The sequence below is a fragment of the Microbacterium sp. Marseille-Q6648 genome (genome assembly GCF_943181415.1).
Lineage (GTDB): Bacteria > Actinomycetota > Actinomycetes > Actinomycetales > Microbacteriaceae > Microbacterium.
The window spans coordinates 93,256-107,769 of the sequence record NZ_CALPBZ010000006.1 but is presented as its reverse complement, the minus strand read 5'-3'; the positions used below and the strand labels follow the sequence as shown (position 1 = coordinate 107,769).

Below are 14,514 nucleotides of genomic sequence, written 5' to 3'. Positions count from 1 at the left end.
GGCCGCCTACCCTGCGGCATCCGCCCCCTACACTTGACGCACGCTCCACCGACGCCGATCGGAGCCGCATGTCATCGCCGTGGTCGCCCCGACGCGAGGTGTCGCCCGAGACCTCCCGTCTGCTCATCGAGCGTGCGCACGAAGAGATCCTCGCCGGCAACGACGCCGACCGGCGTCTGCTCGACGTCCGGCCCCTCGTGCGGGATTCGTGGCGTCGCGCGCTCGCGCAGCTGGTCGGCGCCGAGGCCCTTCCGCCGCTCGACCTCTCGGCCGACGAACTCGACGAGTACCGGCGGGCTCACCCGCTGGCCGGCGTGATCGACATGGTGCGCGGGCTGCTGCTGCCGGGCGAGGCGAGCCGGTCCGGCGTCGTGGTGGCCGTCGGCGACGCGGCCGGCCGGCTGCTGTGGGTCGAGGGCGACCACTCCATCCGCGCACTCACCGGGGACATGGGCTTCGTCGAGGGTGCCAACTGGTCGGAAGACGCCGTGGGCACCGCGGCTCCGGGCACCGCCCTGCGGCTCGACCGGTCGGTGCAGATCCACGGCGCCGAACACTTCAACCGGCTGGTCCAGCCCTGGTCGTGCACCGCGGCTCCCGTCCATGATCCCGAGACGCGCCGCATCCTCGGGGTCATCGATGTCACGGGCGGCACCGAGGCGGTCAGCCCCCAGGCGCAGCTGCTCGTCGACGCCACCGCTCGGGCGATCGAAGGGGAGCTCATGGTCGCCCGGCTGCGCGAACGTGCCCAGAGCCGCTCCCGCCCGCGCCGAAACGCACCGCGGGTCGAGACCGACCGTGCGACGCTGCGCGTGCTCGGGCGCGACCGGGGTCTGCTCGAACTCGCCGGCGCCGCCGACGGATCCCCCGCCACCACCATTGAACTGACCACCCGGCACGCCGAGATCCTGCTCATGCTCGCCACACATCGCCAGGGCCTGTCCGCCGAACGGCTCGGCGAGCTCGTCTACGGCGATCCGGATGCCGCGGACACGCTCCGCCCCGAGATGGTGCGGCTGCGCCGGGCACTGGCGAAGTCCGCGCCCGCGCTCGTCCCGGCATCCCGCCCCTACCGCCTCACCGCCGACCTCGAGACCGACGCGCAGCAGGTGCTGTCGCTGCTGGACCGCGGGGCCCATCGCGTCGCGCTCGCGGCCTACCGCGGCGACGTGCTGCCCGACTCGATCGCACCCGGGGTTGACGAGCTGCGCGACACCATGCGAACGACCCTGCGCGAGGCGCTGATGTCCGAGGCGTCGGTCGAGGTCCTCCTGGCGTATGCCGAGACGGATGCCGCGGCCGAGGACCCCGATCTCTGGCGGCTGTGCCTGCAGATGCTCCCGCCTCGGTCGCCGAGGCGCGCCGCTATCGTGGCGCGGCTCGAGCGGTGGGAAGCCGACGAGTCCGGCTGACGCGTCGTCTCCTCCGGGTCCGCACCGCCGCGGAGGGCGCAACGTTCTGCAACGTTGCGCCCTCTACCTTCGACCACACGCGACGAGGACCGTCGCGAGCACGTCGAAGGAGACAGCACATGACCATCGTCGAAGAAGGCGTCTCGAGCGTCTACGCAGCCCCGGGCCAGCGCGGATCGGTCGCGGACTACCGCCCCCGCTACGGCCACTACATCGGCGGCGAGTTCGTCGAGCCGATCAAAGGCCAGTACTTCGAGAACATCTCGCCGGTCAACGGCAAGCCGTTCTGCGAGGTCGGCCGCGGCACCGTCGAAGACGTCGACCGGGCCGTCGAGGTCGCATGGCAGGCGTTCGCGTCGTGGAAGCGGACGACCCCTGCCGAGCGCGCCGTCATCCTCAACAGGATCGCCGACCGCATCGAGCAGAACCTCGAGAAGATCGCGGTCGCCGAGACCTGGGAGAACGGCAAGCCGGTCCGCGAGACGCTCGCCGCCGACATCCCTCTGGCCGTCGACCACTTCCGGTACTTCGCCGGGGTGCTGCGGGCGCAGGAGGGCTCGCTCAGCCAGCTCGACGACGACACCGTCGCGTACCACTTCCACGAGCCGCTCGGCGTGGTCGGCCAGATCATCCCGTGGAACTTCCCGATCCTCATGGCCACATGGAAGCTCGCCCCGGCCCTCGCCGCCGGCAACTGCGTCGTTCTCAAGCCCGCAGAGCAGACGCCCGCGTCGATCCTGTTCCTCTTCGAGATCATCGGCGACCTGCTGCCGGCCGGTGTGGTGAACATCGTCAACGGGTTCGGCATCGAGGCCGGTGCCCCGCTCGCTCAGCACAAGCGCATCCGCAAGGTCGCGTTCACCGGCGAGACCACCACGGGCCGCCTCATCATGCAGTACGCCTCGCAGAACCTCATCCCCGTCACGCTCGAACTCGGCGGGAAGAGCGCCAACGTGTTCTTCGACGACGTCGCCCGTGACACGTCGGATGCGTACTACGACAAGGCGCTCGAGGGCTTCAGCTTCTTCGCGCTCAACCAGGGCGAGGTCTGCACGTGCCCGTCGCGCGCGCTCATCCAGCGCTCGATCTACGACCGGTTCCTCGGCGACGGCCTCGAGCGGGTGTCGAAGATCCGGCAGGGCAACCCGCTCGACCCCGAGACGATGATCGGCGCCCAGGCGTCCAACGACCAGCTCGAGAAGATCCTCAGCTACATCGACATCGGCAAGGCAGGCGGGGCGAAGCTGCTCACCGGAGGCGAGCGGGTCGACCTCGGCGGCGACCTGTCGGACGGCTTCTACGTCGCGCCCACGGTGTTCGAGGGCACGAACGACATGCGCATCTTCCAGGAGGAGATCTTCGGGCCGGTCGTCTCGGTGACGTCGTTCCAGGACTTCGACGACGGCATCTCGATCGCCAACGACACCCTCTACGGTCTGGGCGCGGGCGTCTGGAGCCGCTCCGGCGACACCGCCTACCGCGCCGGACGCGCCATCGAAGCCGGACGCGTGTGGACGAACACGTACCACCAGTACCCCGCGCATGCGGCGTTCGGCGGGTACAAGCAGTCGGGCATCGGCCGCGAGAATCACCTGAAGATGCTCGATCACTACCAGCAGACCAAGAACCTCCTGGTGTCGTACGCCGAGGGTTCGATGGGCTTCTTCTGATCCCCGATGTCCCACACCACGACGTACAGCAGGGTGGCCGTGACCGACGCTGCGGCCGCCCTGCTGCGCGACCTCGCCGCGCAGCACGGCCCGCTGATGTTCCACCAGTCGGGCGGATGCTGCGACGGCAGCGCGCCGATGTGCTTCCCCGTCGGCATGTTCCAGACCGGGCCCGGCGACGTCCACCTCGGCGTCGTCGACGCGGGCCTGCCCGAGCCGATCGACGTGTGGATGTCGGCAGCCCAGTTCGATTACTGGAAGTACACGCACCTCACCATCGACGTCGTCCCGGGCCGCGGCGCCGGGTTCAGTGTCGAGTCGCCGACGGGCCTGCGCTTCCTCATCCGCTCCCGGATGCTGGACGAGTCCGAGCTCGCGCACTTCGGTCTCGCGGCATCCCCCTGACAAATCCCTCCGCACCGTCGTCTGCATTTGCATCGCCCCCGGGCCCCCGACCTAGCGTGGAGGGCGACCGCAGTCGGTGAACGGAAGGGGCGCGGTGCAGACGGACGCGTGGGAGCAGTGGGGCGCATGGGCGATGGTGCTGGGGATCCTGCTGGGGGTCGTGGTGGCCGTCGCGGTCGTCGCCACCGTCGCGACCTCGCTGGTCGGCCGCCGCAAGCGCTGGCCGCAGACGCTGAGCGCCCGTACCCGGTGGCCCTTCCGGGTGACGCTGCTGCTGCTGGCGCTGCTGGGTTCGACCGGCGCGCTGCCGGTCGACGAGTCGTGGCGCGGCGGCATCCGGCATTCACTCGTCATCGCGGTCATCATCGCCGGCGCCTGGCTGCTGGCGAACCTGTTCCTCTTCTTCGTCGACACCGGCACACAGCGGTACCGCCTCGTCGAGAGCGACAGTTTCTCGGCGCGCAAGGTGCGCACGCAGCTGCAGATCGTCCGGCGGCTGGTGGTGGTGGTGATCGTGGTCATCGCCGCGGGCACGATCCTCATGACCTTCGACGGCGTCCGCGCGGTCGGCGCGAGCGTGCTCGCCTCAGCCGGCATCGCGTCGATCGTCGCCGGTCTCGCCGCGCAGTCGGTGCTCAGCAACCTGTTCGCGGGGGTGCAGCTGGCCTTCAGTGAGGCCATCCGGGTGGGCGACGTCGTGGTCGTGCAGGGCGAGTTCGGCCGCATCAACGAGATCACCTTGAGCTACGTCGTCCTCGAGCTGTGGGATCAGCGGACCCTCGTGCTGCCGTGCACGTACTTCACGACCAACCCCTTCGAGAACTGGACCAAGCTCGGCCGCGAGTTGCTGGGCACGGTGTACTTCGACCTGGACTGGCGGGTGCCCGTCGACGGGCTGCGCGGCGAACTGGCACGTGTGCTCGAGGGCACCGACCTGTGGGACGGGCAGACGCAGGGCGTGCAGGTCACCGACGCCGTCGGCGGCGTGCTGCAGGTGCGTGTGCTGGTGAGCGCGGCGGACTCGGGTCGCATGTGGGATCTGCGGTGCCTGGTGCGCGAGCAGCTCGCCGATTGGATTCGCCGCGAGCACCCCGAAGCGCTGCCGCTGCGACGCGTGCGCATCGACGGCCCGGTCGGCGAGCCGCCGGTAACGGACGGCGGGGCGGCCGCGGCGGCGGACCGCGCTGCCATCGGCTGACGTCCGCAGCAGATTGCCCCCACAGCAAGGCCGGGTTCGATGGCCTGACGCGCGTCCGTCCGAGCGTGGGAGCTCAGCGATTGAAGAGCATCCCGGCGAACCCGCCGAAGAACTGCAGCAGCCACACGCCCACCACCACGGCGCCGATGATGATCGCGACCCACGGGACGCCCTTCTGCAGGCGGCGTCCCTGCGGGGCGACGCCCGGCGGGGGCCGCAGCTGCTCGAGCGGCGGTGAGAAGGGCACCGACTCGTGCGCGGGTGCGGCTCCGGCGGACGCCGGGTTCGCGGTGCCGGATGCTGCGTCCACAGCCGGAGCGGCAGCGGCGGCATCCGTCGATCGGGCTTGCGCACGCAGGCGGTCGTCGCGCCAGCGCGCCCACTGGGCGAGCTTGTCGAGGAGGGCGCCGACTACCGAGAACAGCCACGCCCAGGTGCGCGGGTCGAGGGTCGAGAAGTCGCGTTTGGCGTAGAGGAACAGCCAGTCGTCGACGATCTCGACATCGAGGGCGGCGGCGTTGTCGATGAAGCGCGCCATGATGTCGGGGGTGAAGAGGTAGAGCGCGTCGCGTTCGTAGCCGGCGGGGCAGTACAGCGCGAAGTAGCGGTCGAAGTCGCCCTCGAGGCTGAGGCGCTGATCCTTGTCGAACCCGGTCGGCAGGTTCGAGCCGAAGAGGCCGTTGTTGCCCGTGGCGTCCAGGACGATGTGCGGCAGGGGCGCGTCGAGCTTGACCGCGACGTATCCCCACTTGTGGGTCGTGCGGTTCTTGCCCGACCCGGTCGTGTACTGATAGTTGCCGAACTCGACGAAGCGCGGGCGCTCGCCGCGGACGAGGTCCGACGAGCGGCGGCTGCTGCCGATGCTGAAGATCATGCCCGGCAGGCCGGGGTTCGTGAACGCCGGCACATACGACATCGCGTTCGCCCGCGCGAAGCGGTCCAGGCGGTACCAGCGCTCGCGCTGCCCGCCGAAGCCGCGCACGATCGCGACGACGACCATGGCGATGACGGCGAGGATGAGCACGAACGGGATGATCGCGAACATCGCGCGGGGTCCGCTGTCGCCGGCGACGAGGAACGCGCCGAAGATGGAACTGAAGACCGTCCCGAACACCGACAGGAAGAACAGTCCTGCGATCGAGATGATGACGATCGACAGCGGGCTGGTCGACGGCGCACGGCCGGATTGCTTCAGCTGGCGGGCGAAGGCGCGCACCGTCTCCTTGTCGACCGGCTCGGTCAGCGGGCGCGCGTCGAACGGTGCAGATGCAGCAGCCATGCCGCCAACCTACCTGCGGCCCGCGTGTGGTCTCTCGACCGGCGGCGCGGGTGTCGGGGATCCCCCAGAGCCTCGGATTCGGCGGCTGACCTGGCGTCCGGTACCATAGGAGGGTTGTCCGCACGCGCCCATGCGCGCGAGAAGTCGGATGACGTGCACCACACCCTCCTGCTTCCGGGAAATGCCCGGGAGCCGTTCTAGTCCGAAGGAGGTGGGTTAGTGACGCACCAGTACGAACTCATGGTCATTCTGAGCCCCGAGATCGACGAGCGCCAGGTCGCCCCGAACCTCGACAAGTTCTTGAAGGTCATCACGAATGATGGTGGCTCGATCGACAACGTCGACATCTGGGGTCGCCGCCGTCTCGCCTACGAGATCCAGAAGAAGACCGAGGGCATCTACGCCGTCGTCAACTTCACCGCGACCGCCGAGGCCACGCAGGAGCTCGACCGCCAGCTGAAGCTGAGCGAGCAGATCATGCGCACCAAGGTCCTCCGTGCCGAAGAGGCGCAGGCGATGGTCGCTGCTGAGGCGAAGCGCTCGGAAGAGAAGGCTGCTCGCAAGTCCGCCAAGGCTGCGAAGGCTTGAGCTGATGGCAGGCGAAACGATCATCACCGTCGTGGGCAACCTCACGGCTGATCCCGAACTGCGTTACACGCAGAACGGCCTGCCCGTCGCGAACTTCACGATCGCGTCGACGCCGCGCAACTTCGACCGTCAGGCGAACGAGTGGAAGGACGGCGAAGCGCTGTTCCTCCGCGCGAGCGTGTGGCGCGAGTTCGCCGAGCACGTGGCGGGTTCGCTGACCAAGGGCATGCGGGTCGTCGCGACCGGCCGCCTGAAGCAGCGCTCCTACCAGGACCGCGAGGGCAACAACCGCACCGCGATCGAGCTCGAGGTCGACGAGATCGGCCCGTCGCTGCGTTACGCGACCGCGCAGGTCACCCGTGCAGCGGGTGGCGGCGGCGGTGGCGGAGCGCCCCGTCAGCAGGCGCAGGTCGCCGACGAGCCGTGGTCGACCCCCGGTTCCTCGAACGCCAACGCCAACGCCGACGCGTGGAGCGCCCCCGGCGCCTACGGCGACGACACCCCGTTCTGAACACATCTTTTTAAGGAATCACCATGGCTGGAAAGTCGAGCGGCGACCGCCGCAAGCCGCGGAAGGGTGGCAAGCCCACCGCTCCCGCGAAGTCGATCCGGGTCGGCGTCATTGATTACAAGGACGTCGCCACGCTTCGCAAGTTCATCTCGGAGCGCGGGAAGATCCGCGCCCGTCGTATCACCGGAGTTTCGGTTCAGGAGCAGCGTCTGATCGCCAAGGCGATCAAGAACGCACGCGAGATGGCGCTCCTGCCCTACGCCGGCGCTGGCCGCTAAGGAGCACCGGAATGGCAAAGCTGATCCTCACGAACGAGGTCACCGGGCTCGGTAGCGCCGGTGACGTGGTCGAGGTCAAGAACGGGTACGCCCGTAACTACCTCATCCCCCAGGGCTTCGCAGTGGCGTGGAGCCGCGGCGGCGAGAAGCAGGTGGCGTCCATCCGCGCCGCTCGCGAGTCGCGCGCGATCCACGACCACGAAGAGGCCGTGGCCCTCAAGAACAAGCTCGAGTCGAACACCGTTCGTCTGTCGGTCAAGGCCGGCAACGAAGGACGCCTCTTCGGTTCGGTCAAGACCGTCGATGTGGCCGACGCCGTCAAGGCTGCCGGTCTGGGCGAGCTCGACAAGCGCAAGATCCACATCACGTCGCCGATCAAGTCGGTCGGCGAGCACGAGGCGACGGTCCGTCTGCGCGACGACCTCACCGCTGTGATCAACCTTCAGGTCGTCGCCGCCAAGTAAGGCCCGACACCCGCGGATGCCGCGTCCTCTGCTCCCTCGGGAGTAGGGGGCGCGGCATCCGTCGTTTCGGGTGGGTTCTCGGGCGACCGGACTCGGGTGCTCGAGTAGCCTCGCAGCGAGCGACTCGAGCGGTCGAGTGGCTCGCAATCACGAAGATGCCGACTTCCCCGCGCAGCGGCGGCACGGGTACGAGTTCCGCGCGGCGCCCGCGAACTTGACGCTGTCTGCGCTCATCATCCTCGGTCACCGCACATGGCGCCAACCGAGCCGCCGTTGCTCGCGCGAGCTCGTCGCAGTCTGCTGCTACCCGCGCAGATACCCGCATCCAGCGCCAAACAGGCATGCCGGATGCCGCGACCTCCCCTCCGGTGGAGCGGAAGGCCGCGGCATCCGTGAGTTCCCTCACGTGGTGGTCGGGCGTCCAGGCACGGTACGCCCGACGTCACGCGTCAGGCGGTGCGGCGGCGCGCGAAGAGCAGGCCTCCGATTCCCGCGAGGAGCATCAGCACACCGCTGAAGAGCGCTGCGAGACCGTCGTTGCCGCCGGTCATCGCCAGAGCCGTGGCGGTGGTGGCAGCCGGCGCACCGGTCATACCGTCAGTACCGGTGAAGCTGCCGCCGTTCGAGCCCGGTGTGGCGGGAATCGTAGGGTCGGTCGGGTTCACCGGGGTGGTGGGTTGGTCGGGTCCGTCGGGTTCACCGGGGTGGGGGGGTCCGTCGGGTCCGTGGGGTCGACCGGGTCCGTCGGGTCGACCGGGTCCGTCGGGTCGACCGGGTCCGTGGGGTCGACCGGGTCCGTGGGGTCGACCGGGTCGGTCGGGTCCGTCGGGACGGTGGGGTCGGTCGGCGTCACGATGACCGTCGAGTTCTCGGTCGTGCTGTCGCCGATCACCGAGATGGCGTTGCCGCCGATGGTGATCGGTGCCGTGATGGGGGCGAGGATCTGCGTGCCGCCGAGGATCCCGTCCTCGCCGTTCGTCGATCCGGTGGTGCCGCCGTTGCCGGTGGACACGACCGTGGTGGAGCCGGTGCTCGTGCTGTCGCCGATACCCGAGATGGCGTTGCCGCCGACGGTGACGGGTGCCTCCACGGGTGCGACGACCTGGGTGCCGCCGAGGATCCCGTCCTCGCCGGTGGTGGATCCGCTGGCGCCGTCGCCGTTGCCGGTGATGACGCCGGTCGTCGAGCCCTCGGTGTGGCTGTCGCCGATACCCGAGATGGCGTTGCCGCCGATGGTGATCGGTGCCGTGATGGGCGCCAAAACCTGGGTGCCGCCGAGAACGCCGTCCTCGCCGGTGGTGGATCCGCTGGCGCCGTCACCGTTGCCGGTGATGACGCCGGTCGTCGAGCCCTCGGTGTGGCTGTCGCCGATACCCGAGATGGCGTTGCCGCCGACGGTGACCGGTGCCTCCACGGGTGCGAGGACCTGGGTGCCGCCGAGGATCCCGTCCTCGCCCGTGGTGGATCCGCTGGCGCCGTCGCCGTTGCCGGTGATGACGCCGGTCGTCGAGCCCTCGGTGCGGCTGTCGCCGATGACCGAGACGGCGTTGCCGCCGACGGTGACCGGTGCCTCCACGGGTGCGATGATCTGGCTGCCGCCGAGGATCCCGTCCTCGCCGGTGGTCGAGCCCGAGGTCTCCCCCTCGCCGCTGCCGGAGGCTACCGCGGTGTCGGAGCCCTCGCTGTGGCTGTCGCCGACAACCGAGACGGCATTGCCGCTGACCGTCACCGGTGCGTTGACCGAGACGATGCCCTGGGTTCCGGAGAGGATCCCGTCCTCGCCGGAGGTCTCTGCCTGGCCGGCGTCGCCCGAGTCCGCCGGAGCGGTCTCGACGTGCGTCGCGCTGTCGGATGACGAGCTGTCGCCGACGACCGAGACGGAGTTGCCGCTGACGGTGACCGGCGCCTCGACGGTGACGATGGCCTGCGAGCCTGAGCCCGCGGCATCCTCACCGCTTGTCGTCGCGACTGGCTCGGCTACCGGAGCAGGAGCAGGAGCAGGAGCGGGCTGCGCCGCGGGTGCCACCTCGACAGTGGACGACTCGCTGCTCGAGTCGCCGATGCCCGACACGGCGTTGCCGCCGACGGTCACGGGCAGATCGACTTCGATGAGGGCCTGGGTGCCCGAGAGCAGACCGTCCTCCCCCGTGGTTTCGGCCGCGTTGGCGGCCGTTGCGCCGAACAGCGTTATGCCGCCGGCGACGAGCGTGCCCAACAGGGCTCGCGTGATGAACGTACGCATGATTGGTTCTCCCCAATGAATTGACTGATCGAAGGACGCGCGAGTGCGCGTCGATAAGCTTCTGTCGCCGAAGATCGGCGACGCAGCTGTCGTCAGTCGGGAGAGACGTCGGTGCCGAAGAAGGGCGCCGGCGGCACGTCGTCGTCCCCTGCCCCGTGTCGGCGCACCCAGGCACGGTGTGCGGCGAACGGGAAGAGGGCGAGGAACGCCCAGGCGCCGGGACCCGCACCGTTGGATCCCGCGGAAAGCTGTGCAGGGCAGAGCTCACCCATAGAAGGCAGGGTGAGCGTCGTACCGAGAAGGACCGAGAAGCCCGAGATCACGGCGGTGGCGCCGTTGACGGCTACGCCCGGCACCCCGGTGAAGCCTGAAAAGGATGCCTCATCGGCGGTCGCAGAAAGCTCCGCCGTACCGGCTTGCGAACTCAGGTCGGCGACCGCGTGGTTGACGGCGCCGACGTCGATGCCGGCGCCCTCACCGGTCACCGCGTCCACATCGAGGTCGGGGACGGTGGGAATGACGGGCGTCGACGGCGCTGCGGGTGCTGTCGGGAGGGGCGGAACATCGATGGTTCCGTCGATCACCTCGACGACCTCGGTGGTCGAGTCGGACACCGAGCCCAGTGCCTTGTCGGTGGATTCGGCGACGTCCTTCACGGCGTCGCCCGCGCCGGTCTGCTCGACGATTCCGCCGACGACCGGGACGCTCTCTACGACGTCGACGACAGGCGTGACGACGGCGGAGACGACGTCGTTCGACACGATCTCGTCCACCGGTGCGGTCACGGTCTCGGCGACCGTCTCGACGACCTTCACGACGTCCTTCACAGGCTCGGCCACCGGGGCCGGAGCCGTAGTCTTCACGGTCTCGACGACCTTCGCGACGGGCTCGGTCACGGTTGCGACGGCCGAGGTCACGGCATCCGTGGTCGTCGACACGGTCTCGTCGACGACCGACGTCACGCCGCCGAGAAGTCCGCCGGCACCCTCATCGTCATTCGCGAGGGCGTCCGATGATCCCAGTCCGAAGAAGACCGAGACCGCGACCCAGGCGAACGCGATGCCGACGCCCGTCAGGGCCAGAGTGCGCAGCCGCTCGATCGGGCTGTCTGCTGTCGATACCACGTTCACCTCCCACGACGAAGAGCGTCTTTCGATCCGCGAGGATCGTCCTTGAGGGTGCCTGGAACAGTGACGCTAGCGTACTGGTATATCGGGTGTCTACCCCTCGATCCGAAATGCCCGGGATTTCTTCGAGTTGCGCGGCGGGCTCATCTGTGCACAACTCGACCCCTCGTGCACAACCTTCAATGGGCACTTCAAGCCCGTGTTTGTCCACAGAGTGTGGAAACACAAAGAGCCGATCAAGTGCTATTTATGTGACGAAAACTCGCCGAACTAGGAAAGTTCTCCACAGGGGTTCTCCACATGCGCCACGGCGTTTCACGCAATCTCTCCACACACTTATCCACAGGCCGTGTTGCAGGTGTCGGAGGCCCTTCATAGCGTGTACTTCGTCTCATCGGGGGGATGAGGACTTCGTCTTGTCAGGAGGCTCCGTACGTCATGTCGATCGCTGACATCTCGCAAGAACGACTTGGCCCACCCCGCGAGCACGAGCGCACCCCTCCGCACGACATCCTCGCCGAGCAGAGCGCCCTCGGTGGAATGCTGCTGTCGAAGGATGCCGTCGCCGACGTCATCGAAGGCTTGCGCGGCTCGGACTTCTACATCCCCAAGCACGAGCTCATCTTCGAGGCGATCCTCTCGCTCTACTCGCACGGTGAGCCGACCGATGTCGTCGCCGTCACCGACGAGCTGATCAAGACCGGCGAGCTGCAGCGCGCCGGCGGCGCCGACTACCTGCACTCGCTCACGTCGATCGTGCCGACCGCTGCCAACGCCGGCTACTACGGGTCGATCGTCGCCGAGCGGGCGCTGCTTCGTCGCCTGGTCGACGCGGGAACGCGCATCGTGCAGATGGGGTACGCCGGTCAGGGTGACGCGGTCGACCTGGTCAACAACGCCCAGGCCGAGATCTACGGCGTCACCGGGGCCGAGACCGTCGAGGACTACGTCCCGCTCGAGGTCGCCGTCGGCGCCGCGATCGACGAGATCGAGGCAGCCCGCGGCCGCGACGGTCAGATGACCGGCATCCCCACCGGCTTCCAGCAGTTCGACGAACTCACCAACGGTCTGCACCCCGGTCAGATGATCGTCGTCGCCGCACGACCCGCGATGGGTAAGTCGACGCTCGCGCTCGACTTCGCCCGCGCCGCCGCCATCAAGCACAAGATGCCCACCATCTTCTTCTCGCTGGAGATGGGGCGCAGCGAGATCGCGATGCGCCTCATGAGCGCCGAGGGGTCCGTGCCGCTGCAGAACATGCGCAAGGGCACGCTCGACTCGCGCGACTGGACGACGATCGCGTCGACGCGCGGCCGCATCAACGACGCACCTCTCTATATCGACGACAGCCCGAACATGACGCTGGTCGAGATCCGGGCGAAGTGCCGTCGGCTCAAGCAGCGCGCCGGGCTGAAGATGGTCATCATCGACTACCTGCAGCTGATGACGAGCGGCAAGAAGGTCGAGTCTCGCCAGCAGGAGGTCAGCGAGTTCTCGCGTGCCCTCAAGCTGCTGGCGAAGGAACTGCAGGTGCCGGTCATCGCGCTGTCGCAGCTGAACCGTGGTCCTGAGCAGCGCACCGACAAGCGCCCCGCAGTCAGCGACCTGCGTGAGTCGGGCTCGATCGAGCAGGACGCCGACATGGTCGTGCTGCTGCACCGCGATTCGGTCTACGACAAGGACGTCCGCCCCGGCGAGGCCGACCTCATCGTGGCGAAGCACCGTAACGGTCCGACCGCGACGCTCGAGATCGCGTTCCAGGGCCACTTCTCGCGCTTCGCCGACATGGCCGTCGGCCTCTGATCCCACATGTAGGTTTTTCTTGAAGTTGTCCATTTCGCAGATGAAATGTCCACGGTGTGTCCATCTGGACATTTCGATCTCGCGGGCCGGCAAGAGCAACGAGGGCGGTCGTGCTGTTGCGGGGCCGAAAACGAAGCCGCTTCAATGCGTCATCGGAGCAGTCAGTTGTTACTCGCCCACTCGAAGGGTCGAGTGTGTCGTCCGCGGCGGGGCCGTGAGGTTTGAAAGGACTTTTCTGAAATGTCCTTTTCGCGGGTGAGATGTCCACGCGATGTCCATCCGGACATTTCTTGATGCGCCCGGTTGGTCGGGTCCTCGAGCGCCGCGACGAAACGAAACCGGCCGCTCGACTGGGGTCGAGCGGCCGGTGTGACGGAGGTCGCTCAGTCATGGACGCACGCGGTGCGCCGGAGCGGGCTTGGGTATTCGGGTTGTCAGCGGGGTGTGCGGTCGGGCGCCGCGGGGAGTTGCGGGAACGCCTTGTTGATATCCGTCTGGTACCAGTAGGCCGTGGTCGAGATGTCGTCGGATCGCTCAAAGAGTCCGTGCTGCCAGGTGCCGATCTGCTGGACGGTGACGCGGAGTCGTTCCTGGAAGTAGATGGGGTCGGGCAGGTGCCACCGGTAGAGGCCGTGCATGGGCATCATGGCGGTGGAGAATTCGGACGCCTTTGTGGTGTCGGTGGCGCTCGCGAACGGGTATCCGAAGTAGGGGGCGCTGAAGGTGAGGATGTTGGGTTCGGGGTCTGCGCGGAGCGCGTCTTGGAATGCCCACGCGCCGCCGGCATAGTCCTCGAGGCCGGTGCTGCAGAGTGTGGGCAGGGTGGTGTCGTCGTCGATGTAGAACTTCACTTCCCCTTCTCCCCACCAGTAGCGGTGCAGGGAGGCGAGAGCGACGTAGGTGCCGATGTATGTGCCGGAGCCTTCGACGCCGTCGAGGATGAGGTGGTCTTTTCCGAGCGCGGTGGTGCCGTTGCTGCGCCGCCATTGGGCGTGGAAGTAGCCGGGCCACTGGTCGAAGTCGTCACCGGTGGTGTAGTCGATCTGGAAGAACACGTGGCCGAGGTCGCCGCCGTGTTCGCTGGTGAGTTCGATGCGGGCGCCGGTGCGGAACGGCATGGGGAAGTAGGAGTTCATGCCGCCGGTGGGCGCGACCACGATCGGTTCTGAGGTGACGAGGGTGCGTTCGCCGAAGCCGTTGCAGAAGAAGTCGCCGAGGGGGACTTCGACGGATGGGTGCGGCGAGTTGTCCCAGTAGGCGCGGAGTACGAGGTCGCGGAGGACGAAGGGTCCGGCGGGGGTCTTGTCGGTGACGGTAATCCAGATGTGGCGGATCACGCCAGGGCCGGTGATCTCCGCGAGGGTGAGGGTCTCTCCGGCGGGAAGCTCGTACCAGGCGCTTCCTTTTCGGCCGGGGCCGAGGTGGGAGCTCGCGGTGCCGGCGGATCCGGGCGCGCCGGTGGGGTTCTCGGCGTTGATGGCGCGGCTGCGGAGGGTTCCGTTGTTGCGGAGGGTGTTCCACTGGGTGGGCATTGCGA

General features: G+C 68.3%; 14 protein-coding genes. 9 read left to right on the top strand and 5 right to left on the bottom strand.

The window, feature by feature from the left end:
* Positions 1 to 68 precede the first annotated feature (68 nt).
* The 4 genes from NFR93_RS14820 to NFR93_RS14805 all read left to right on the top strand — a co-directional run bounded on the left by NFR93_RS14820 (position 69) and on the right by NFR93_RS14805 (position 4,685).
* The gene (locus tag NFR93_RS14820; RefSeq protein WP_251455028.1) at positions 69 to 1,412 is read left to right on the top strand and encodes a GAF domain-containing protein; all 1,344 of its coding nucleotides are present in this window, start codon (positions 69 to 71) and stop codon (positions 1,410 to 1,412) included.
* A 119-nt stretch (positions 1,413 to 1,531) separates the two neighbouring features.
* Complete coding sequence (exaC, locus tag NFR93_RS14815) at positions 1,532 to 3,082, top strand: acetaldehyde dehydrogenase ExaC (protein ID WP_251455025.1); 1,551 nt, start codon at positions 1,532 to 1,534, stop codon at positions 3,080 to 3,082.
* Between the two features lie 6 nt (positions 3,083 to 3,088).
* On the top strand, positions 3,089 to 3,487 hold the full coding sequence (locus tag NFR93_RS14810) for a DUF779 domain-containing protein (RefSeq protein WP_251455022.1): 399 nt from the start codon (positions 3,089 to 3,091) through the stop codon (positions 3,485 to 3,487).
* A gap of 94 nt (positions 3,488 to 3,581) precedes the next feature.
* Positions 3,582 to 4,685, top strand: coding sequence for a mechanosensitive ion channel family protein (locus NFR93_RS14805; RefSeq protein ID WP_251455018.1), 1,104 nt, complete (start codon positions 3,582 to 3,584; stop codon positions 4,683 to 4,685).
* 73 nt (positions 4,686 to 4,758) lie between these two features.
* Here the strand turns inward: NFR93_RS14805 and NFR93_RS14800 are convergent, their stop codons facing one another.
* Positions 4,759 to 5,964, bottom strand: a complete 1,206-nt coding sequence (locus NFR93_RS14800) for a hypothetical protein (RefSeq protein WP_251455015.1) — start codon at positions 5,962 to 5,964, stop codon at positions 4,759 to 4,761.
* Positions 5,965 to 6,183: 219 nt separating this feature from the next.
* On the opposite strand from NFR93_RS14800, the gene rpsF reads away from it, so the two are divergent.
* From rpsF to rplI, 4 genes are read left to right on the top strand one after another with little or no spacing between them, the layout of a single operon-like run.
* Entirely contained in the window at positions 6,184 to 6,552 is a 369-nt protein-coding gene (gene rpsF / locus NFR93_RS14795; protein WP_251455012.1) for a 30S ribosomal protein S6, read from the top strand.
* Positions 6,553 to 6,556: 4 nt separating this feature from the next.
* The gene (locus NFR93_RS14790) at positions 6,557 to 7,063 is read left to right on the top strand and encodes a single-stranded DNA-binding protein (RefSeq protein WP_251455010.1); all 507 of its coding nucleotides are present in this window, start codon (positions 6,557 to 6,559) and stop codon (positions 7,061 to 7,063) included.
* A 23-nt stretch (positions 7,064 to 7,086) separates the two neighbouring features.
* Entirely contained in the window at positions 7,087 to 7,341 is a 255-nt protein-coding gene (gene rpsR / locus NFR93_RS14785; RefSeq protein WP_071641238.1) for a 30S ribosomal protein S18, read from the top strand.
* Between the two features lie 11 nt (positions 7,342 to 7,352).
* A complete protein-coding gene (gene rplI / locus NFR93_RS14780; RefSeq protein ID WP_251455008.1) occupies positions 7,353 to 7,805 on the top strand; it encodes a 50S ribosomal protein L9 in 453 nt (150 codons plus the stop codon).
* 449 nt (positions 7,806 to 8,254) lie between these two features.
* Here rplI and NFR93_RS14775 read toward each other — a convergent pair whose 3' ends face one another.
* The 3 genes from NFR93_RS14775 to NFR93_RS14765 form a co-directional block, all read right to left on the bottom strand.
* The gene (locus tag NFR93_RS14775; RefSeq protein ID WP_251455006.1) at positions 8,255 to 8,398 is read right to left on the bottom strand and encodes an LPXTG cell wall anchor domain-containing protein; all 144 of its coding nucleotides are present in this window, start codon (positions 8,396 to 8,398) and stop codon (positions 8,255 to 8,257) included.
* 68 nt (positions 8,399 to 8,466) lie between these two features.
* On the bottom strand, positions 8,467 to 10,047 hold the full coding sequence (locus tag NFR93_RS14770) for a chaplin family protein (RefSeq protein ID WP_251455005.1): 1,581 nt from the start codon (positions 10,045 to 10,047) through the stop codon (positions 8,467 to 8,469).
* 92 nt (positions 10,048 to 10,139) lie between these two features.
* Positions 10,140 to 11,171: a hypothetical protein gene (locus tag NFR93_RS14765; RefSeq protein WP_251454990.1), complete on the bottom strand. Its 1,032-nt coding sequence runs from the start codon at positions 11,169 to 11,171 to the stop codon at positions 10,140 to 10,142.
* A 441-nt stretch (positions 11,172 to 11,612) separates the two neighbouring features.
* Here NFR93_RS14765 and dnaB point away from each other — a divergent pair, with 441 nt between their 5' ends.
* A complete protein-coding gene (gene dnaB, locus NFR93_RS14760) occupies positions 11,613 to 12,977 on the top strand; it encodes a replicative DNA helicase (protein WP_251454989.1) in 1,365 nt (454 codons plus the stop codon).
* A gap of 434 nt (positions 12,978 to 13,411) precedes the next feature.
* Here dnaB and NFR93_RS14755 read toward each other — a convergent pair whose 3' ends face one another.
* The gene (locus tag NFR93_RS14755; RefSeq protein ID WP_251454987.1) at positions 13,412 to 14,509 is read right to left on the bottom strand and encodes a glycoside hydrolase family 172 protein; all 1,098 of its coding nucleotides are present in this window, start codon (positions 14,507 to 14,509) and stop codon (positions 13,412 to 13,414) included.
* Between the last annotated feature and the right edge of the window lie 5 nt (positions 14,510 to 14,514).

What these genes read in the sequence shown, in the direction of transcription:
- NFR93_RS14820 (WP_251455028.1), top strand. Translation starts at nt 69, where the DNA reads ATGTCATCGCCGTGGTCGCCCCGACGCGAGGTGTCGCCCGAGACCTCC.
- exaC (WP_251455025.1), top strand. Translation starts at nt 1,532, where the DNA reads ATGACCATCGTCGAAGAAGGCGTCTCGAGCGTCTACGCAGCCCCGGGC.
- NFR93_RS14810 (WP_251455022.1), top strand. Translation starts at nt 3,089, where the DNA reads ATGTCCCACACCACGACGTACAGCAGGGTGGCCGTGACCGACGCTGCG.
- NFR93_RS14800 (WP_251455015.1), bottom strand. Translation starts at nt 5,964, where the DNA reads ATGGCTGCTGCATCTGCACCGTTCGACGCGCGCCCGCTGACCGAGCCG.
- NFR93_RS14790 (WP_251455010.1), top strand. Translation starts at nt 6,557, where the DNA reads ATGGCAGGCGAAACGATCATCACCGTCGTGGGCAACCTCACGGCTGAT.
- rpsR (WP_071641238.1), top strand. Translation starts at nt 7,087, where the DNA reads ATGGCTGGAAAGTCGAGCGGCGACCGCCGCAAGCCGCGGAAGGGTGGC.
- rplI (WP_251455008.1), top strand. Translation starts at nt 7,353, where the DNA reads ATGGCAAAGCTGATCCTCACGAACGAGGTCACCGGGCTCGGTAGCGCC.
- NFR93_RS14775 (WP_251455006.1), bottom strand. Translation starts at nt 8,398, where the DNA reads ATGACCGGTGCGCCGGCTGCCACCACCGCCACGGCTCTGGCGATGACC.
- NFR93_RS14770 (WP_251455005.1), bottom strand. Translation starts at nt 10,047, where the DNA reads ATGCGTACGTTCATCACGCGAGCCCTGTTGGGCACGCTCGTCGCCGGC.
- dnaB (WP_251454989.1), top strand. Translation starts at nt 11,613, where the DNA reads ATGTCGATCGCTGACATCTCGCAAGAACGACTTGGCCCACCCCGCGAG.
- NFR93_RS14755 (WP_251454987.1), bottom strand. Translation starts at nt 14,509, where the DNA reads ATGCCCACCCAGTGGAACACCCTCCGCAACAACGGAACCCTCCGCAGC.